Source organism: Anabaena sp. UHCC 0253 (assembly GCF_009712085.1).
GTDB lineage: Bacteria > Cyanobacteriota > Cyanobacteriia > Cyanobacteriales > Nostocaceae > Dolichospermum.
In genome coordinates this window covers 124512-143889 of sequence record NZ_VILD01000006.1, presented here as the reverse complement: position 1 = coordinate 143889, position 19378 = coordinate 124512, and the positions used below count along the sequence as shown (strand labels likewise).

General features: G+C 37.8%; 14 protein-coding genes and 3 pseudogenes. 11 read left to right on the top strand and 6 right to left on the bottom strand.

Annotation, left to right across the window (positions count from 1 at the left end; genetic code table 11):
* Positions 1-172: 172 nt before the first annotated feature.
* On the top strand, positions 173-709 hold the full coding sequence (gene pyrR / locus FJR38_RS17355; RefSeq protein WP_168491367.1) for a bifunctional pyr operon transcriptional regulator/uracil phosphoribosyltransferase PyrR: 537 nt from the start codon (positions 173-175) through the stop codon (positions 707-709).
* Positions 710-1107: 398 nt separating this feature from the next.
* Here pyrR and FJR38_RS17350 read toward each other — a convergent pair whose 3' ends face one another.
* The gene (locus FJR38_RS17350) at positions 1108-1482 is read right to left on the bottom strand and encodes a hypothetical protein (protein WP_168491365.1); all 375 of its coding nucleotides are present in this window, start codon (positions 1480-1482) and stop codon (positions 1108-1110) included.
* A gap of 638 nt (positions 1483-2120) precedes the next feature.
* Between FJR38_RS17350 and FJR38_RS17345 the strand changes: the two genes are divergently transcribed.
* Entirely contained in the window at positions 2121-3392 is a 1272-nt protein-coding gene (locus FJR38_RS17345) for a type IV pilus twitching motility protein PilT (RefSeq protein ID WP_168491364.1), read from the top strand.
* Between the two features lie 71 nt (positions 3393-3463).
* Positions 3464-4234, top strand: a complete 771-nt coding sequence (locus FJR38_RS17340; RefSeq protein ID WP_168491362.1) for a circadian clock KaiB family protein — start codon at positions 3464-3466, stop codon at positions 4232-4234.
* Between the two features lie 14 nt (positions 4235-4248).
* On the opposite strand, the pseudogene FJR38_RS17335 reads toward FJR38_RS17340, so the two are convergent.
* Positions 4249-4389: pseudogene (locus FJR38_RS17335) on the bottom strand (DUF2887 domain-containing protein); the annotation flags it as partial.
* Between the two features lie 214 nt (positions 4390-4603).
* Between FJR38_RS17335 and FJR38_RS17330 the strand changes: the two are divergent.
* The 5 genes and pseudogenes from FJR38_RS17330 to FJR38_RS17310 all read left to right on the top strand — a co-directional run bounded on the left by FJR38_RS17330 (position 4604) and on the right by FJR38_RS17310 (position 11402).
* Positions 4604-6979: a dynamin family protein gene (locus tag FJR38_RS17330; protein WP_168491360.1), complete on the top strand. Its 2376-nt coding sequence runs from the start codon at positions 4604-4606 to the stop codon at positions 6977-6979.
* On the top strand, positions 6976-8034 hold the full coding sequence (locus FJR38_RS17325; protein WP_168491358.1) for a diguanylate cyclase regulator RdcB family protein: 1059 nt from the start codon (positions 6976-6978) through the stop codon (positions 8032-8034). The genes FJR38_RS17330 and FJR38_RS17325 overlap by 4 nt, the downstream gene beginning before the upstream one ends.
* A gap of 137 nt (positions 8035-8171) precedes the next feature.
* Positions 8172-9122: pseudogene (locus tag FJR38_RS28635) on the top strand (patatin-like phospholipase family protein); the annotation flags it as partial.
* Positions 9123-9185: 63 nt separating this feature from the next.
* Positions 9186-9963: pseudogene (locus FJR38_RS17315) on the top strand (MBL fold metallo-hydrolase).
* Positions 9964-10112: 149 nt separating this feature from the next.
* Positions 10113-11402, top strand: a complete 1290-nt coding sequence (locus FJR38_RS17310) for an ABC transporter substrate-binding protein (RefSeq protein ID WP_168491657.1) — start codon at positions 10113-10115, stop codon at positions 11400-11402.
* Between the two features lie 80 nt (positions 11403-11482).
* Here the strand turns inward: FJR38_RS17310 and FJR38_RS17305 are convergent, their stop codons facing one another.
* Positions 11483-12205 carry a hypothetical protein gene (locus FJR38_RS17305; protein WP_168538427.1) on the bottom strand — a complete coding sequence of 241 codons (723 nt, stop codon included), beginning with the start codon at positions 12203-12205 and terminating at the stop codon, positions 11483-11485.
* Between the two features lie 239 nt (positions 12206-12444).
* Positions 12445-13686, bottom strand: coding sequence for a hypothetical protein (locus FJR38_RS17300; RefSeq protein ID WP_168491353.1), 1242 nt, complete (start codon positions 13684-13686; stop codon positions 12445-12447).
* 207 nt (positions 13687-13893) lie between these two features.
* Between FJR38_RS17300 and FJR38_RS17295 the strand changes: the two genes are divergently transcribed.
* Together FJR38_RS17295 and FJR38_RS17290 are read left to right on the top strand one after the other, a co-directional pair.
* On the top strand, positions 13894-14628 hold the full coding sequence (locus FJR38_RS17295; RefSeq protein WP_168538422.1) for a hypothetical protein: 735 nt from the start codon (positions 13894-13896) through the stop codon (positions 14626-14628).
* Positions 14625-14840, top strand: coding sequence for a hypothetical protein (locus FJR38_RS17290; RefSeq protein WP_168538420.1), 216 nt, complete (start codon positions 14625-14627; stop codon positions 14838-14840). The genes FJR38_RS17295 and FJR38_RS17290 overlap by 4 nt, the downstream gene beginning before the upstream one ends.
* Positions 14841-14979: 139 nt before the next feature.
* On the opposite strand, the gene patD is transcribed toward FJR38_RS17290, so the two are convergent.
* Positions 14980-15333, bottom strand: a complete 354-nt coding sequence (gene patD / locus FJR38_RS17285) for a heterocyst frequency control protein PatD (protein WP_168538418.1) — start codon at positions 15331-15333, stop codon at positions 14980-14982.
* Positions 15334-15625: 292 nt separating this feature from the next.
* Here patD and FJR38_RS17280 point away from each other — a divergent pair, with 292 nt between their 5' ends.
* Entirely contained in the window at positions 15626-17899 is a 2274-nt protein-coding gene (locus FJR38_RS17280; RefSeq protein WP_168538416.1) for a bifunctional (p)ppGpp synthetase/guanosine-3',5'-bis(diphosphate) 3'-pyrophosphohydrolase, read from the top strand.
* 105 nt (positions 17900-18004) lie between these two features.
* Here the strand turns inward: FJR38_RS17280 and FJR38_RS17275 are convergent, their stop codons facing one another.
* Positions 18005-19363: a cysteine desulfurase-like protein gene (locus FJR38_RS17275; protein ID WP_174764037.1), complete on the bottom strand. Its 1359-nt coding sequence runs from the start codon at positions 19361-19363 to the stop codon at positions 18005-18007.
* Between the last annotated feature and the right edge of the window lie 15 nt (positions 19364-19378).

The window sequence follows — 19378 nt, the reverse complement described above, 5'->3', positions numbered from 1 at the left end:
AGTTGTCAGTTGTCAGTTGTCAGTTGTCAGTTGTCAGTTGTCAGTTGTCAGTTGTCAGTTGCAAAGAAGATTTTTCTCCTCTGCTCCTCTGCTCCTCTGCTCCCCTGCTCCCCTGCTCCCCCTGCTCCCCTGCTCCCTGCTCCCCGCTCCCTGCTCCCTATTCCCTAACCTTATGTCTACCAAAGTAGTTGAAATTCTTTCATCAGAAGAACTGCGTCGAACCTTGACTCGTATAGCTTCTCAGATTATCGAAAGAACGCGAGATTTATCTCAGTTGTTGCTGCTGGGTATTCATACTAGAGGAGTACCTTTAGCTAATTCATTGGCACGTCAAATAGAAATTCTTGAAGATGTCAGGGTTTCTGTAGGCGCGTTGGATATTACATTTTATCGTGATGATCTTGACAAAATAGGTTTAAGAACTCCAGCAAAAACTGAGATTCCTTTTGATCTGACAGGGAAAACTGTTGTATTGGTAGATGATGTCATTTTTAAAGGAAGAACAATTCGTGCTGCTCTAAATGCAGTGAATGAGTATGGTAGGCCAGAAGTCATTCGTTTAGCTGTATTAGTAGATAGGGGTCATCGAGAGTTACCAATTCACCCTGATTTTGTCGGTAAAAAATTACCTACAGCCAAAGAAGAGATTGTCAAAGTATATCTACAAAATAGCGACGGAAGAGATGCAGTTGAGTTGATTAGCACCTAATTAACAATTGACAATTGACAATTGACAATTGACAACTAAGAACGCTTAATAACCCAGGTTCAAGACTATTTTTCTTCCTACTGACTCCTGACTCCTGTAGGGGCGAAGCATTCGGGCGACAAATTCTCAGTTTTTCCTCAAGTTCATTTTCCGAATGCTTCGCCCTTAGGAACTTCCAAATAAAAAAACACTCAAACACTGATTCCTCTGTGTCCTCTGCGCCTCTGCGGTATGGTTAACGCGAAGCGTGGCGTTAGCCATACGTTAATCTGTATAATTTATTTATTGGAAGTCCCCTACACCGAATGCCTCCTCACGGGCAGATATTCCCAGACATGAAAAAACCCGGCTTTACCGGGCAGATGTACTGTTTTTCGAGTGTTGTTAACTAATGATAATTATTGGTTTATTTCACAAGTTAAAGGACAAGCTGCATAAACAGTTGTTTGTGATTTTTCTGCCTCACCATGTAGCCAGCTTAACCATTTTACCTGTTTAGGATGAATACCTTTAGCGGTAAGCACGCCAGCAGCAATTAATACTGCCATAACATTAAACATTATTAAACCACCTGCCACAACTAGCACTGCACTAGCAGGCATAACAGATTGCAACACAATTGATAACAGACATCCAACCGTAGCCATTAGAACAACCAATGGAAAGCCGACAACTAACAGGCACACTGCCAATGTAAATGTCCAAATTAAAAAGCTTCTCATTATTAATAAGGAGTGCGTCTTAGCGAGATTAGAGCTTTGAGCCGAAACCATGACTTTTCCTCCCAATACACAGCAAGTTTAAATTTTCAGTTGTTTATCGCTCGCAAGCGAATTAACTGATTTTGTTTCAGTGAAATTCAGTATATAAAACTCTAGCGCCAAAATGAGCATTTCTTAACTAAACTTTACAGTTAATTTTTTGTCCTTATGAATGAGAACCCACATATACCCACAGGCATGGAACTGAGTTTTGGTATATGTCTTTAGGAATATAGACTAATGATAGAAGAGACTCAAAATCTTATTTGCACATCTTGACTTCCCAGATGCTTAACATTTCTTATAAAAAACTGGATTGATTCTCATAATTCCTGGAGAGGTAATCAGTAATTGCTAATTTTCTGCATTTCCTTATCCATATAGATTCAATTACTTATATAATTAATTACAGAGATTTTGTAGATCCTGCACGGAAGACTAAGGATAGTATATGTGTGTTAAACAAGATATATTGGTCAATAAATGACTAAAAACACTGTATAAATACTAGGAATTACACACTACCATGTAAATTGATCCTCAATTTTGGCTGTTTTTCATAGTTTTATGCTGTTTTCATCAGATTTTTCCCAAATTAGCAATAACTTAAATTACCAATTAAATTTTCCATCTACCAACAGTGAAAATATATGACAGAACCACAAACACGCAGAATGCCGCCACCACCGCCACCGCTACCGACATCAACATCACAGTTACCAACTGCACAGCGTCAAGGGGCAAAAAATTTAGAAGAGAATGCTCCAGCCGCAACAATGACTCTACCTGTAGGAATGAGTCCACTTGGAGCGCCACCAGCACCACCACCATCTAGTCCCTCTGTTTCTAGAAACAAGCCTTCAGCCCTGACTTTGGCGAACCTTGTCCAAGAAGCATTTGATCAGGGTTATTCTGACGTTCACGTGGGAGTAGGCGAAATCCCCCGCTTTCGTAGTCGGGGGGAGATTCAAACTACAACTTATCCCGAAACTGATAAAGTGACTTTTATGAGTTGGTTGCGGGAGATTCTCACTGATGCGGAAATCCAAAGGTTTCAAGAACAGCTAGAATTTGATGGTGCGACTCAGTACGAATTTGCACGGGTACGGATTAATGTGTTTGATTCCTTGCGTGGTTATGCAATGGTACTCCGGTTAATTCCCCTGAAAATTCTGTCTATGGAGCAGTTGCGTTTACCACCGATATTTCGAGATATTTGTCATCATCACAAAGGTTTAATTTTGGTGACAGGTCCAACTGGTTCAGGTAAATCAACAACAATGGCGGCGATGGTTGATTATATCAATCGGGAGATGGCTAAACATATTATTACAATTGAAGATCCAGTAGAATTTGTTCACCAAAGCCGTAAGTCTCTAGTCAAACAACGGGAAGTGGGAATGCACACCCGCAAATTTGATAACGCCTTAAAAGCAGCTTTGCGGGAAGATCCAGATTTGATTCTGGTGGGGGAAATGCGGGATAAAGAAACCGTGAATACGGCTCTCAAAGCAGCGCAAACAGGTCACTTGGTGATGGGAACTCTGCACACCAATAGTGCGGTAAAAACTATTGAACGGATTCTCAATTTGTATTCAGGCGAAGAACAAGATGCTATGCGCGTCGCACTGGCAGAATCTTTAGTAGCGGTAATTGCTCAAGGTTTGTGTCGGACTACAGATGGTAAACGGGCGGCTTTCCATGACGTTCTTATTAATACTGAAGCTGTGAAAGAATGGGTAAAAGATGGTAAGTATGATGAAATTGGTGAGTTAATGAAACAAGCCGGTTTTGATGGCATGGTAACAATGAATCAGTCATTACTGAATCTCTACCAAGAAGGCCGAATTACCGAAGAAACGGCTTTGGAAATGTCCCCAACTCCGAATGAAATGGCGCAATTCCTCAGAGGTCGTGTTTAATGGATAATAGGTAATTGATAATTGATAGTTGTCAATTGTCAATTGTCAATTGTCAATTGTTCCCTGCTCCTGTGACTAAGTTGAATTTAGACAAACTATCTAAACCCCAGTTGTTCAAAGGTATTGCCTTGTTTACGCCTGGAGGGGATTTAATTTATTGTATTGATCCTAGTAAACAAGGACGATGGCATTTACATTTGTGTGCGGCTTTACAGGAAATTCTGGATTTACCAGAGCCGCCACATTTTTTAGTTCCTTGTTATACTGCAACTATTGATCATTGGTTAAATCCTCGGACTCAACAAGTACAAATTTTTGCGGAAGCTTATCCAGCGGTGGTTCGTCATCAAGCTGTGTTGAATGCGATTTTTGGGACAGGGGATTTAGTGTGGCAATCAGCACCTTGGCAGGATGGATTGTGCGATCGCTTGGTATTATCAACTTATCGAACTACATTTCCTCAGCTTTGGGAAGATCATGATTTAATTGTGCGTCTGGATTTAGCTGATTCTCCCTCACAGTACCAACAACCAGTGATCAATACACAACCAACACCACAAAATATCCAAGGTCCGCCAGGCTATGTTCTGCGCTTATTTGTGGCTGGCCATAGTGCGACTACAGAAAAAATTTTACAAAACTTGCATGAATCATTAGAGCGATCGCTAGGATATCCTTATACTCTGAAAGTTATTGATGTTCTCACCAATCCAGAACAGGCGGAAATTGATCAAGTTTCGGCTACTCCAACTTTAGTTAAAGTATGGCCTCATCCAATTCGGCGCATGGTTGGTAATTTAGATAATATGGATAAACTATTGCAAATGTTAGCAGGACAGTGAATAAATCTGTAGCTGTCAAATTCACATTTGGGTTCTGTGACTGCTACAGAATCAAATCTGTAAGCATCAGCATTTGTGGGTGGATTTGTCAATAGTTGAAATAGCAAAGATGGATATTGTTGGAATAGTTTGTAAAAGATTGAATCTCGACGCATAAAGAATTTTATGTATTACTTAAGAAAGATTATATCCGTAATGAGTTAACTTTTTGAGACAATTTGCGTTTTATTAGCATAATTTACCCGTAAAAACAAGAAACAATAAGAAATATGTAAAAGCGTGGCTTCCGTATTTTCACTGTTTGTATAATCCTTTGTGTCAAGAGAAAATCTACGGTAGTGGATTTAATCAGGTGCGGAGTAAAAGCCAATGGATTCTCAAACGCTGAAGCCGAATGTCCAAGATTTGCAAAGTGATGTTATTGACCTATTAGAGCAAATCAGTTTGCTGATGAATCGTGCTAGTACAGCACTGAGTTCTGATGTTGCTAGTCAAAAATATGCTGAATTTGAGCAGCAAGTAAAACAAGAAGTTGAGAAAGTCAAAAACCTTGAGTTAAGAATGGCAATTGTAGCACCGATGAAAGCGGGTAAGTCAACGATCACAAATGCCATTATCGGACAGGATATTTTACCAAGTCGTAATTCTGCCATGACGACGCTGCCCACAGAAATTATTTTTGATGCTGGGTTGCAAGAACCAATTTTAACTTTAAGTCGCGAAATAGTAACAGTTTTTCAAGAGACTTTATTGGCTTTGCGGAAGCAAATTAATGAGATGGGACTTGAAAAAGCACAAGAAAAGCTGGCTCAATATCCTCATTTACAAATAATGCCAAAATTGATTCAAAAAGCTTTAGTAGAATCAGTTCCCCACAAATCGGAAGGACGCAAAAATATTGCTCTCACCTTAACAAGTTTAAATGATATTGTCCGGTTATGCAGTATTATTTGCCCCAGTGTAGATCCACTTCAATCTTTAACAGAAGTTCCCCGGATTCGTACTCCTTTTTGGCTTTCTCAAACAAATCAGCAATCAGAAACTTTAGGTAAATTAGTAATTGTAGATACTCCTGGACCAAATGAAGCAGGAGAAAATCTGCGACTTCAAGCTGTAGTTGCTGAACAACTCCGTAAAAGTTCAATGGTGTTGATAGTTTTAGATTTCACACAGTTGAAAAATGAAGCCGCAGAGAAAGTAAAAAAAGATGTTGAAAGAGTCATAGACTTACGAGGTAAAGAAAGTTTATATGTCTTAATTAATAAAGTAGATCAGCGTCGAGATGGTGACATGAAACCAGAACAGGTACAACAGTTTGTTGCTGCTGAATTTGGGATTGGTAACGTTGGTGATATAAATCGAGTATTTGAAATATCAGCTAGACGTGCTTTTACTTCTGCTAATTTTTTAATGGAATTACAACAACGTCCAGATGTTGAAGTTAGTAAATTGGAAACATCAAGTTCTCTTGCTCAAGAAGTATTTGGTATTGATTGGGAAGAAGATCTAAAAGAAGCAGCAGTAGAAGAGTTAATAAAGAAAGCTGAAAAATTGTGGAAAAAATCAGGATTTGATCCTTTTTTAAATGGTGCAATTAATGCTTTAATGGCGGAAGCCGCACCACGTTGTATAGAATCTGCGCTCAAAATTTCTCTTGCTCGACTTGCAGAACTACAAGATGATGTACAACTTCGCAGAAGTGCTATGGCACAAGATGAAGAGAAAGTTAAATTTGAAGTTACAGCACTAGAAACAGATTTGCAATCACTAGAAGATTGTCGTCAACGATTACAGGAGGTAGATAACATTAAAACTAACCTCTATCAACAACTTAATAAAATATTGGAAACTCTGAAGCAAAAGGCTACTGTCAGTCTTGAAAGTTCTTTTATTGAAGAAGAATATCAACGGGCAGATTTAGTAAAAAAAGGGGGTATGGTAGCGACCAATTTTTTTAATTTGATTTCTAAACGATTCAATTCTCAGATCAAGCCAACAGGTAGTGGTGTAATTGAATTTAATAGTTTGAGAGAAGCGGAAGATTTTGCAGAACAAGCTATAGCTTATCCTAAACAGAGAATAGATATGCTACTAGATGATGTGCGTGAACAAGTAAGAAAGATAACTGAAAAATCACGACTTAAATTAACAAATTTTTTGATACAAGAAACTCAGCCTATTATTGACCGAGCGCGTCAACGATTAAATGAAGCTTTTGAGATAAATTTATCATTACCAACATTAACTATTGATTCTGAGGATATTGATTTTGGTAAAGTGAGAGTCAACAGTAATACTCGATGGTTAGATCAGGGATATGAAAATAAAGTAGTTGAAAAAAGAAAATTTACACATTGGTTGTTTTTAGTTCCCAAAAAAGAAACAATTAGAGTTAAACGTCCTGATAAAAAGGAGGATTATTATACTGTTTCTCTCCAAGAGATAATTGATCAATCTAGTGAATCCATTGATCAAAGTGTCAGAAATATCAAACAAGGCATTAATCAATATTTAGATGAAGACTTTAAACAGCGAGTTTCTATCTTTTTTAATGATCTTGATATTTACTTGAGTAACTACCGTGAAAGTTTGATTCAATCACAGCAAGACCAAAAATTACAAGTTGAGGAAAAAGAAAAATTAGTGACTGAACTTGATTATTTATTTGCAGAAGCAAAAGAAAAAAATAAAAATGCTGCTGCTCGTTTAGAATTTGCAAGTGATTTAATAAGGAATAAGCAATGAGTAATCTTTTCTATCCTCAAAATTCAAGTAGTTTAAAACAAAATGCAGGTTTTACAAATCCATCAACTCAAACACTAGAACAACTCCAAAAACGAGTTCCTGTAGTGGGAGATAAAGCCATAATTGACCTAATAAACGGCATCCAAATTAATAAAGATATCATCCGTTATCGCAAAAATAGAGGATGGTTTGGAAACCTAATTTCTCAACTAGATGGAAGTGATCATAAACGCCAACTTTTGTTAGATGGTAACTTAATAGCAGGACAAGAAGCACTATCAAACTGGGTTTTAGAACTTACAGACTCCTTAAAAATTAGTCAAATTGCCCTAGAAATTACTCAAAACTCATTATTAGAAGCTCGTGATGCTATTCGCAATCAAAAACAAAGATTGCAAACCCAAGAAAACGCAATCATTCAACTGAGTGAACAATTTAATCAATTAGCTCAACAAGTGGGTACAAGACTGAATAATCTTGAGTCACGAGTGCGTAAATTAGAAGTGAGAGTTGCTGCTAACGAAGATTTAGATCATATTGTCACTGCTTGGGCTGCTGGACAAACTTATACAAAACTACCTTGGGCTATACAAATTGCATTATTAGCGCGGGAAGTATTCAGCAGTTCTGTAATTATGTATGAATTAGAAACAGGAGATAAAGATCGTTTTCGGCAATTATTAGTAAATAAAATTCTCGCTCATCATAAGCAATTACCTAGCAGTTTTTTCGGACTTGGTGATTTATTAGATCAATCTTGGGCGACAATGACAAATGATGACAGAGAATTAACTGCTGGCTTATTAGAAATTCGTTCAATTCCCCAACAGAGATTAACAAATATACCCCATTTATTTGTCATTGGTACAACTTTAGAACTAGCAATACTTCCTGAAGAAGTTAGACCAAATAAACCTGCTCAAAGTGCTATTCATCTCTGTCGTCATCAAATTGATAGTATTTCCCGCACCACCGACGCACGGGAATTTATCACCACTATTGTGGAAGAAACCGCAAATGATTGTTTAGCAATAATTAGTAATATCTCTAATTAATAAATATGAAAACCGCTAACCCTACATTTGGACTCGTACTCACCGGTGGAGGTGCAAAAGGAGCATATCAAGCCGGTGCATTAAAATAGTATATCTTATGTTGATTTGAGCGATCGCTAAAGTTTGGTGCAAAAGGAGCATATCAAGCCGGTGCATTAAAATATATTGCTGAACTTGGTTTAGTTCCTCACATCATTGCAGGAACTAGCATAGGCGCTCTTAATGGTGCTGTTTTATCATCCTATCGCCCCTTTCCTCAAGCAGTACAGCACCTAAATCAATTTTGGGAAGAATTAGCCGACGCGAAGATTTTACGCCCCAACACGGGGACAATTCTCCGCACATTGAGTTACACTGCTCAAACTTTTATTCCCACATTTCAGAAATGGATGCTTCATTTTTTAATAGAACAAGGATTATTAAAAGATACTACTGCTATTTTTGATCCTGCACCTATTGAAAAATTGTTAAGAGAAAAAATCCATAGCAACAATTTGAGAAATGGAATTGAATTATGGGTTACAGTATTTCCTTCTTTAAAAATTCCCGGTTTAGGTTATGATTGGTTAATAGATTTTGTTCGCTCCCGTACAGGAACAGATGCTCACTGGCTTTGTGTACAAGATTTTAAAGATGATGAAACCTTATACAATTTGCTTTTAGCTAGTGCTGCTCTTCCTTTAGCATTTCCTAGTCGAGAAGTAAATGGAAAATCCTATGTTGATGGTGGTTTAGCTGATAACGTTCCCTTAAAAGCTTTAGCTGCGCGTGGTTGTACTCATGCAATTATTATTCATCTTAATAATGGAGTAACTTGGAATCGTCATGATTTTCCCGAACAAACCATCATTGAAATTAGACCAGAACAACCAATTAATAAATCAGATATACCAGTTATAGGTTTAGTTGATAGTTGGTTAGACTTCAGTTATGAACGTATTACCGAACTTAAACAATTTGGATATGAAGATGCAAAACGTTGTTTAACTCCCATTATTCAAATTTTTAGTACAATTAAAGAGCAACGTCAAATTCATAATCAATTGATTAATTCAACAGAGCATTTACTCAATGATTTTCATTTATAATCCTTTTGACTCCTGTACAAACTTCTAATTATCATCAAAAAACTTTTTTAGCAACTCTTAATTATGAACTTTACTTGGTTAGATAGCAATAGTTGGTTGATTGAAATTGGTGAACAGCGGATACTAATTGACCCTTGGTTAATTGGTAATTTAACCTTTAATAATTTAGATTGGTTATTTAAAGGTTCTCGTTCTCAGGATCGATCAATACCAGATCATATAAATTTAATTCTACTTTCTCAAGGCTTAGAAGATCACGCACATCCACCCACTTTAAAGCAACTTGATAAAAATATTCCTGTTGTTGCTTCTCCCAATGCAGCCAAAGTAGTAGAACAACTGGGTTATCAACAAATAATCAGCCTCAATCATGGTGAAACTTTCACCTTAAATAATCAAGTAGAAATCAAAGCTTTTCCCGGTTCTCCCATTGGACCAACCTTGTTAGAAAATGGCTATTTGCTCAAAGATTTAGCAAGTAATTCCACATTGTATTATGAACCTCATGGCTATCATTCCCCCCCAACTCAAAGAGGTAGCACCCATTGACGTAGTAATTACACCAATTATTGATTTGGGATTACCTGTACTCGGTCCGATTATCAAAGGCATGAATAGCGCCTTAGAAGTGGCAAAATTAGTAAAACCTCAATTTATACTCCCTACCGCAGCAGGAGGGGATATTTTGTTTGAGGGACTGCTGATCAAATTTCTCCAAGCTAGGGGAACAGTGGAAGAATTTCAGACATTATTAGAGAAAAACAATTTAACAACCAAGGTAATCGCCCCTAACCCTGGTGAAAAAGTCAATCTTCAATTAAAAACACTTACCCAAAAGTAAGCTCAAAACTAACCACAGAGATTACGGAAAAATGAGAGTTGACAATGATTTCTGGATAGGTCACAAGAATGTTATCATTTACGATTTAAAGAGTTAATGCAGATGTATCTGTATTAAGTTTTGTGAATATATCAGAAGTTAATCTCTCTATGTTAAGACCTCGTGTTTCCCTAGCTTTAAGTATAGCTACCCTAGCCAGTGGGTTGTTTCTAGCCGCTTGCGAAAATCCTAATCCTTCATCACCTACCGGAAGTAATACTACCAGTAATGCTAAAGGATTAAAAATTGGTAGTTTATTACCAACAACAGGTGACTTGGCTTCCATTGGCCAACAAATGGTAGGTTCAGTTCCCTTACTTGTAGAGACAGTAAATGCTTGTGGGGGTGTGAATGGTGAAAAAGTCAGTTTAGTCGAAGTAGACGACCAAACCGACCCCAAAGCGGGCGCTGCGGGGATGACGAAATTAGCAACTTTAGATAAGGTAGCTGGTGTAGTCGGTTCTTTTGCTAGTAGCGTTTCGACTGCGGCGGTTTCTGTGGCTGTTCCGAATAAGGTGATGCTAATTTCTCCTGGAAGCACTAGCCCCGTATTTACCGACAAAGCTAAAAAAGGCGACTTTCAGGGATATTGGGCGCGGACTGCGCCTCCTGATACTTACCAAGCATTAGCTTTAGCCCAACTTGCTAAACAAAAAGGTTTTAAACGAGTTTCCACAGTAGTGATTAACAATGACTATGGTGTGGGTTTTGAAAAAGCATTTGTGGAAACTTTTGAAAAATTAGGAGGAACAGTAGTTAATAAGGATAAACCTGTTCGCTACGATCCCAAAGCTCAAACTTTTGATACAGAAGCAAATGCTGCCTTTGCTGGAAAACCAGATGCAGTTTTAGGTGTGTTATATGCGGAAACTGGGAGTTTATTTCTCAAAGCTGCTTACCAGCAAGGTGTGACTAAAGGAGTACAGATTTTACTCACAGACGGTGTAAAATCCGCTAGTTTCCCCGAACAAGTAGGTAAAAGTAGTGACGGCAAGTATATTTTATCTGGGGCTATTGGGACAGTCCCTGGTTCTAGCGGTAAAGGGTTAGAAAATTTTAATAAACTTTGGCAAGAGAAAAAAGGTGGTTCACCAGGAGAATACGCACCTCAAGCTTGGGACGCTGCGGCGTTATTGGTATTAGCAGCCCAAGCTGCTAAGGATAATACAGGGGTGGGTATTGCTAGTAAAATTCGGGAAGTATCCACTGGCGATGGTACACCTGTAAGTGATGTCTGTGCAGGATTGAAGCTACTCAAAGAAGGGAAACAGATCAATTACCAAGGCGCAAGCGGTGATGTGGATGTTGATGCTAACGGCGATGTCATTGGTACTTACGATGTCTGGACTGTCGGAGATGACGGTAAAATTAAGGTGATTGATAAGGTTAGTCCTAAGTAGATTGGAAGCAGGGGAGGAATTTTCTTTTTTCCTCTGATATGCTGGGCGCAGACCCTGCGCCCCTACGGAACTCCTATCTTTTAAAATCCACTGAAGTTATAACCAACTCCTAATAAAAGTCCAATATCAGTTTCATTAAAAAAGCCAGCGTTTACAGCAGCCGTGGCTGTAAATCTATTATTTAGAGGTACGTCTACACCACCAGTTACTAGAAAAGCAGTTTCTGATTGATCACCAGTTTTAATGACTGCACCTACTCCTACATAAGGAGCGATCGCTAAAGGTTCAGCAAATGGATCTGCTGTTTGAAAGGAAAAGTCATAGGTGACAGGAATCAGAATTGTTGTATTGTCTCCCAGGAGGACGGATGGTCTAGCTGATAGAGTTCTGGTGATACCAATTTTACTAATAACGCTGAAGTTACCATCACCCAAGTCGGAAGAGCCTCCAGAGATACCAATGTTTCCACCAACGCCAATATAGCTACTACCACCACGAGTTCCTCTTCCTATTTCAATGTCAGCTTGTGCTACTTGATTCGATGGTTCTGTTTGTGCGCTAGGTTCTGTAAAACCAGGATTGAGCATGGCTGATGAAGTTTCCACTGTTCCTGGTTGAGGTGTCATTGTCCGGTTGGCTATTTCTTCGGTAGCAACGGTGGATATTAATTCTTGGTTTGTGGATAAGTCTATTGTTTCTGGTGCGGCTGTCTGAGCATTTACAGATAATCCGCTACCTAAAACTGTCAGTACGGCCAGACTTGGTAAGGCTAAAAAACTTTTACGAAGAATAATATTTCTCATGTTCAGTCCTCAATAGGTTAAGATTGACACCTTGTAGATATCATCTTAAGTTAACAAATTTCGTTAATACTCACCATTTAACACGAATATCCAACGGAAAGATAGAGACTAGAGGCTGAAAAGGCAATAAACAAAAGATAGAGGCTGGGGACTTGATAACTGTGGTTTACTCTTCCGGATCATCTCCAAGACGCATTCTTTCAGGGTGTTTGTAATAAAATATATAGTCCTCTCGGTTTTTAAGCACTGGTATGGGAATGTTGATCAGCACCACAATGATGACAATAAGGTAATTCTTTGTAGGTCAAATTATGACAATTGTGGCATTCTACATATTGATAATAACCGCAGTGTGGACAGTGGTTATCTTGAGGACGGATTTTCTTTCCACACCGAATACAGCGGGATTTTTGAATTCGGCTAACTGCTTGAACTTTAGGATTAAATACAACTGTTTGGAAGAATTTAATCATGCCAAAGCCAATTAAGGGAATTAGCAAAATATAAGCGTAACTAATTAGGAAAATTAACCCCCCAAACAGGGAACTAATGACATCAAATAAAAATTGAAAGATAATACCAATTTGTAGAAATTGGAATATTTTCAGAATTAACGGAATTAAAAATATAACTAGCAAATGCCAGCTAATTAATGCTATTAATCCATATCCTTTGTTTTGGCTAAAGTTGTTAACTAATAATGCAATCAAAATTAATGGAACTAAAAAGATAGATTGAAAAAATAGTTGGATGCTAGGATACCAAAATGAAGCGTCTTCATAGCCTTTTTTAACTTGATTAAATTTAGTTTCATCTTTGAGAAAAGACAGAAAAGCGATACTTTCAGGTTTTGTCAGCAGTTGATTCTGTAGATTATTAATTTCCTGTTTTAAAGTAGAAATTTTCTGGCTATTTTGTGCTAATTCCTGTTTAGCTTTTTCTGCACGCACTTGATTAATCGAATTTGCTGAAGATTGTCCAGCAATTTTTTCTAATAGCGTAGAATCATATTGCTGACGAATAGTAGCATTTGCTTGTTCAAGACTATTAATTTTATCTTGTGTCTGATTTATTGTTGTGAGAATTTTCTGATTTTGCGGATTATTCAGTTTATCTTTAGACTCGCCATAGTTCAAACATATTTCGGAAACTTTACCTAAATGTCCAACTTCTACATCTTGATATCTTTGCCGAACTCTTTGCTCATTGCTACCGTAAGGTAATGAATTTCTCAGGATTTCATAATCTTTATTTTTGGTAGTTTGTGTTTTGTAATTATCCCATTCGGTATAACATGGATAAGCTTGGTATGGGCTAAGATGCCATTCACTAATATTATTTAAACCTGTAAAAACGTTGATGAGAATGAAAATATCAACTAAGATAATTACAATTAAACTTACTTTATTTAGTGGTTCATTGTTAACTGTCCGAGAGTTATTAAAAAAACGACTTAAAAGACGACGGATTCGAGTAAACATATAAACAGGATTTAGAATAGTTACAACTGAAATTAATTTACCATTTTCTGGTTACTTGTTTATTTTAGAGAATTTTTAGTTGGCTTCACTTTTTTTATCTCACGCAGAGGCGCAGAGTCACAGAGAGAAATCAAGAGTGTGGTATAAATATTAAGTTTAAAATGACACTATAGTGATACTATACGTATAATTTACTTTGTAGCAGTTATGACTAAGCCGAAGCCGAACAAATCTACTTGGCCAGAGTGGTTTCCATATCCTAGTTCCTGGTTAAAAGCCTTTATTTTAGCCTTATTTTTAGGAATTATTATTAGAATAATATCATTTACTGGTAATATTGGCTACAAAATGGCTAATTTTGCCAATAGTCCAGAATTATTCATGATAGTTACAATCTTGGTAATTATCTTGCCAATTTTTATAATTACTTTTACTCACCATATATTTCATATATTTATCAAAAAATTATTCCCTAAAATTCAATCTCCAGAGATGCAAAATGTTCAAGGATATATACCAACAATAGTGAGTATTTGGGAAGGTTTATATGGTTGGTTAGTTATTTGTTTATCTTTACTAATAGCATCTCTTCTCACTATATTTTTAAGTCCTATTTCGGATATAAATTTTTATGAAACCACCAAGTTTTATAGAGATTATGAAAGTTATCAAGAAACTATATTAACGATATTGGGATTAACTTGGATAACTACTGGGGCATTAATTTATCAAGTTGATTTTTTATTTAAAAGACGTTTATTGTCAATCTCATTAACAAATACTATTCCTAACCAAGAATCTCAAATTGATCATGTAGAAGTAGAACCAAATAACCTAAAGGGAGATAATGATTTCACTCAAATGAAAGAATCAAAAAAATCATCAATAACTTCCCCAATATCTTCAATTTCACAACAAAAAATAAATTTGAAGAAGCTATGAATTTAGCTAAAAGAGCAGCACAAATAACTCGCATTGCTAAAAGTAAAGCCGAGTGGTATCAATCAAGTATTGCATGGCAAAAAGTTATAGAAATGATGAAAAAAGTACCAATTTCTGATCCTAATTATGAAGCAGCACAGCAAAAGATAATTGATTATCAGAAATATATAAATTACGCTCAAAAAGCAGTTAATAGTCAAAATATTAACTAAAAATTCAAATAAATTACTGCCTTCCGCGTTCTTCTTTGCGCCTCTGCGTCTCTGCGAGAAAAAACTCTTATCTAATCTAACTCAAACCGCCAACTTCACATCCCATAAAGGTAAGGTAATAAAAGCGATATGTAAAAATTTATTTTTCTTCCTGTTTTATTGGCTGGGTAATAGCTTGACAATATTTGCTTAAAGTGTCAATACGTTCTTCAATGGTTTTCAGCCTCGATTGTAATGTTGCTAATTGCTTTGCACCTTGGAGAAACATGACATCCACTTCCAACAGCCGCAATTGCTTATTTATCTCCGTTTTATAGGACTGTTCTAGGTAGTTAGCATCAACCAAAGGGACAATTTGCTGCACAAAAAATTCCTGTAATTGGGCTAAATTCTGCTTTAATTCGTGTAAATTAAGTTTACCTACTGTTACATTAGCCCGTAACTCATCTAGAAATGTTGCCAATTCCTGATATTTATCACAATTAAAAGACATCTGTTGCTAGTTAAGATAGTATTAATGTCAAGAAAATTTTCTTATACAACCAACTTTCTTTTGTTTCTTATCAAAACCACAAGTCTCAAATTTTAGTTTGAGGCTTGGTTTGTCGTCAATAGTTTTTTTGATTATGTTTGAAGGAAACCGACTATGGATGATGACCACAGGCAATTAGGACATCATCATCTCCAACTTTGTTTCTAGACCACTAGACGACAGCATCTATTTATAGAGGTGCTGTCAATTTGACTTATCTCCTAACCTATCCACATATCACCTTTTTGATTTTATGAGTAGTGTAGCTATCAAATCCCCCATTGATGTCGTTCTCCCAGACTGGCTTAACAAATGTTTAATTGAACCACCAGCACCGATACTTACTGAGGAAGAAGACCGAACGTATAACGGTAACGCCTTAATTTGTCGGGCATTTCAGTTTGCCTATCAACTACATGGGGGTCAAACTCGTAAATCGGGAGAACCGTATATTGCCCATCCTGTTGCTGTAGCTGAAATACTCCGTGAATTAGGTGGTAGTCCTGCTATGATAGCAGCCGGTTTACTCCATGATGTAGTTGAAGATACAGAAATTACAGTTGAAGATATAGAAGCACGTTTTGGTCCAGAAGTACGGCTTTTAGTAGAAGGCGTGACTAAGCTATCGAAAATCAACTTTACTAGCAAAACCGAAAGTCAAGCGGAAAACTTCCGGCGAATGTTTTTGGCCATGGCGCAAGATATTCGGGTAATTGTGGTGAAACTGGCGGACCGTTTGCATAATATGCGAACTCTCCAATATATGTCAGCAGCTAGTCGTCAACGCAGCGCCCAAGAAACACGAGATATTTTTGCTCCTTTGGCGAATCGCTTGGGAATTTGGCAAATTAAATGGGAATTAGAAGATTTAGCATTTAAATATTTAGAACCAGAAGCCTATCGAGAAACTCAGCAAAGTGTAGCTGAAAAACGCACGGCACGGGAAGAAAAATTACTCAAGGCTACGGATACTTTGCGCCGTCGGTTACTCAAAGCTGGTGTTAATTGTCTGGAAATTAGCGGTCGTCCCAAACACCTTTATAGCATTTATCAAAAAATGCAACGGCAGCAAAAGGAATTTCATGAAATTTATGATTTGGCGGCGCTGCGAATTATTGTCCAAACGAATGAAGAATGCTATCGGGCTTTGGCAGTGGTTCATGATTCTTTTCGTCCCATTCCTGGTAGATTTAAAGACTACATTGGATTGCCTAAACCAAACCATTATCAGTCCCTCCATACTGGGGTAATTGGCTTGACTGGCCGCCCTTTAGAAGTGCAAATTCGCACCTTGGAAATGCACCATATCGCGGAGTATGGAATTGCTGCCCATTGGAAATATAAAGAAACCGGTGGTTCTGATAATGCTCATTTAACAAGCTCTGAGGAAAAGTTTACTTGGTTACGCCAGTTGCTAGATTGGCAAAGTGATTTAAAAGATGCTCAGGAATACTTAGATAGTGTTAAAGACAATCTATTTGAAGATGATGTTTATGTCTTCACCCCTAAGGGGGATGTTGTCCCCTTAAGTCCTGGTTCTACAAGTATAGATTTTGCCTATCGGATTCATACAGAAGTTGGAAATCACTGTGCTGGGGCGCGAGTAAATGGGCGCATTGTACCTTTGTCAACGCGACTGCATAATGGCGATATTGTTGACATTATTACCCAAAAGAATAGTCATCCTAGTTTAGATTGGTTAAATTTTGTTAGCACTTCAGCGGCTAAGTATCGGATTAAACAATGGTACAAGCGATCGCGCCGAGAAGAAAATATCGCTAGAGGCAGAGATTTATTAGAAAAGGAATTGGGTAAAACTGGTTTTGAAAGTTTGCTCAAATCTGATGCTATGCACACTGTGGCGGAAAAATGTAATTATCACAGTGTGGAAGATTTACTTGCGGGTTTGGGATATGGGGAAATTACCTCAAACTTAGTGCTGAACCGTTGGCGGGAAGTCGTTAAAGCGAGACAACCTGTTACTGATGTCATTACATTTATTCCCAAAGAATCAACAGCAAAAACTTCACGGGATACACCACCAATTAGTTCTCGTGCTAGTGATTCTCCCATTATTGGAGTGGAGGGTTTGGTTCATCATATTGCTGGCTGTTGTACCCCTATTCCCGGTGAACCAATTGTGGGTGTTGTCACACGCGGTAGAGGAATATCAATCCATCGCCAAGGCTGTCATAATGTAGATCATGTTGAGTATGAGCGGTTAGTTCCCGTGCGTTGGAACTCAGCTATGGAAAATCGCGGTCGTCCTCATACTTATCCTATTAATTTACAAATTGAGGCGCTTGACCGTGTGGGGGTATTAAAGGATGTTTTATCACGGTTGAGTGACCAAGGTATTAATGTCCGTCATGCTCAAGTGAAAACTTCTCTGGGACAACCTGCTTTGATGGATTTGGGTATTGATGTCCGCGATTGTTCTCAATTGGAACATTTATTTGCTCAACTTAAAAAAATGAGTGATATTCTGAATGTTCGTCGTCTTTGTGAGGCTGAGGATTGCGGTTAGTGGGGTGTTACAGCTATTTTCATATTTTTTATCTCACGCAGAGGCGCAGAGGCACAGAGAAAGAGATACAGAAAGATTCATGAAAATGGCTGTAATTTAGAAGTTTTACATAATTTCATTTAAGGTTTGCAGAAGTTGATCTATTTCTGCGGCTGTGTTGTAATGGGCTATTCCTATTCGCAAGAATCCTCCTGATGTTTCTAGGTCTAGTTTTTCGGTGAGGTTGATTGCATAGAAGTTACCGTACCAAGCAAATATTCCCTGTTCTCCTAATATTTGGGCTATGGTTGCTGGTGTTTTTCCTTCTATTCGGATAGATACTGTTGGTGTGCGCCATGTAAATTGGCTGGGTTCGGTAATTCCATATAAGGTTAAATTAGGGATTTTTAGTAGTCCGGAAATGAGTTTTTTGCTTAGTTCTCTTTCATATTGTTGAATGGCTGACATGGCTGCGACTAATGCGGCTCGACGGCTATGATAAGCTGATGCTAATTCATGGTTTGGTTGTTCTATTTCTGTCAGAAAGCGAGGACAATGGAAGGTGTTTAAGCCTTCTTTATCGGCTTCTATTAAGGAGGAAAGTAATTCATTATCTAAGGTTGGGGAAACATGACAACCTAGTTTTGCTAAATAATTAATTGCTGCTACTAATCCGGCTAAACCTTCATGATTTAATGTTCCTGTTTCCCATTTTGAGGGAATTTCATCAGATGCGGCTTTAACTTTATAAGGGGAAAATTTGGTTAAATGTTCTCTTTTTCCGTAGAGAATTCCTACATGAGGCGCGAAGAATTTATAAGCGGAACAGGCTAAAAAGTCACAGTCTAAATGATGGACGTTAATGGGTGCATGGGGGGCATAATGGACGGCATCTACATATACTAAAGCCCCGACTTTATGGGCGAGGTTGACTATTTTAGTAATATCATTAATTGTGCCGACGGCGTTGGAAGCATAGGTGACTGCTACTAATTTTGTCCGGGAATTAAGTTTTTGTTCTAAATCATTTAAATCTAATGTACAGTCGGTAATGTTGATATCAACAACCCGAATAATTACACCTTTTTCTTCTAAAGCATACCAGGGGGAAATATTGGCTGCATGATCTAGGTTTGTGACGATAATTTCATCACCTGGTTGTAATTCTCTACCGATAGCGCGACTCATAGAGAAGGTGAGAGTAGTCATGTTTGCGCCAAATACTACTTCATCATTATCGCATCCTAAGAAGTCGGCGATCGCTGCTCTTGCGGAAGTAATTAAGGCATCGGTTCTCATACTGGTAGCAAAAGCACCGTGAGCGTTAGCATTTGACCTGACTAAATAATCACTAATTGCGTCTAATACTCCACCGGGTACTTGTGTTCCACCTGGTCCGTCAAAGAAAATTGCTGGTTTTCCGTTGATTGTTTGTGTCAATGCGGGAAACTGAGAACGAATCCATTTTATGTCTAGAGATTCCATGATTTTTCTTCTTTT

Excerpts from the sequence above, each read along its gene's own strand:
- FJR38_RS17325 (WP_168491358.1), top strand. The coding sequence starts at position 6,976 with ATGAGTAATCTTTTCTATCCTCAAAATTCAAGTAGTTTAAAACAAAAT.
- FJR38_RS17345 (WP_168491364.1), top strand. The coding sequence starts at position 2,121 with ATGACAGAACCACAAACACGCAGAATGCCGCCACCACCGCCACCGCTA.
- FJR38_RS17280 (WP_168538416.1), top strand. The coding sequence starts at position 15,626 with ATGAGTAGTGTAGCTATCAAATCCCCCATTGATGTCGTTCTCCCAGAC.
- FJR38_RS17350 (WP_168491365.1), bottom strand. The coding sequence starts at position 1,482 with ATGGTTTCGGCTCAAAGCTCTAATCTCGCTAAGACGCACTCCTTATTA.
- FJR38_RS17275 (WP_174764037.1), bottom strand. The coding sequence starts at position 19,363 with ATGGAATCTCTAGACATAAAATGGATTCGTTCTCAGTTTCCCGCATTG.
- pyrR (WP_168491367.1), top strand. The coding sequence starts at position 173 with ATGTCTACCAAAGTAGTTGAAATTCTTTCATCAGAAGAACTGCGTCGA.
- patD (WP_168538418.1), bottom strand. The coding sequence starts at position 15,333 with ATGTCTTTTAATTGTGATAAATATCAGGAATTGGCAACATTTCTAGAT.
- FJR38_RS17300 (WP_168491353.1), bottom strand. The coding sequence starts at position 13,686 with ATGTTTACTCGAATCCGTCGTCTTTTAAGTCGTTTTTTTAATAACTCT.
- FJR38_RS17330 (WP_168491360.1), top strand. The coding sequence starts at position 4,604 with ATGGATTCTCAAACGCTGAAGCCGAATGTCCAAGATTTGCAAAGTGAT.
- FJR38_RS17295 (WP_168538422.1), top strand. The coding sequence starts at position 13,894 with ATGACTAAGCCGAAGCCGAACAAATCTACTTGGCCAGAGTGGTTTCCA.
- FJR38_RS17310 (WP_168491657.1), top strand. The coding sequence starts at position 10,113 with ATGTTAAGACCTCGTGTTTCCCTAGCTTTAAGTATAGCTACCCTAGCC.
- FJR38_RS17305 (WP_168538427.1), bottom strand. The coding sequence starts at position 12,205 with ATGAGAAATATTATTCTTCGTAAAAGTTTTTTAGCCTTACCAAGTCTG.
- FJR38_RS17290 (WP_168538420.1), top strand. The coding sequence starts at position 14,625 with ATGAATTTAGCTAAAAGAGCAGCACAAATAACTCGCATTGCTAAAAGT.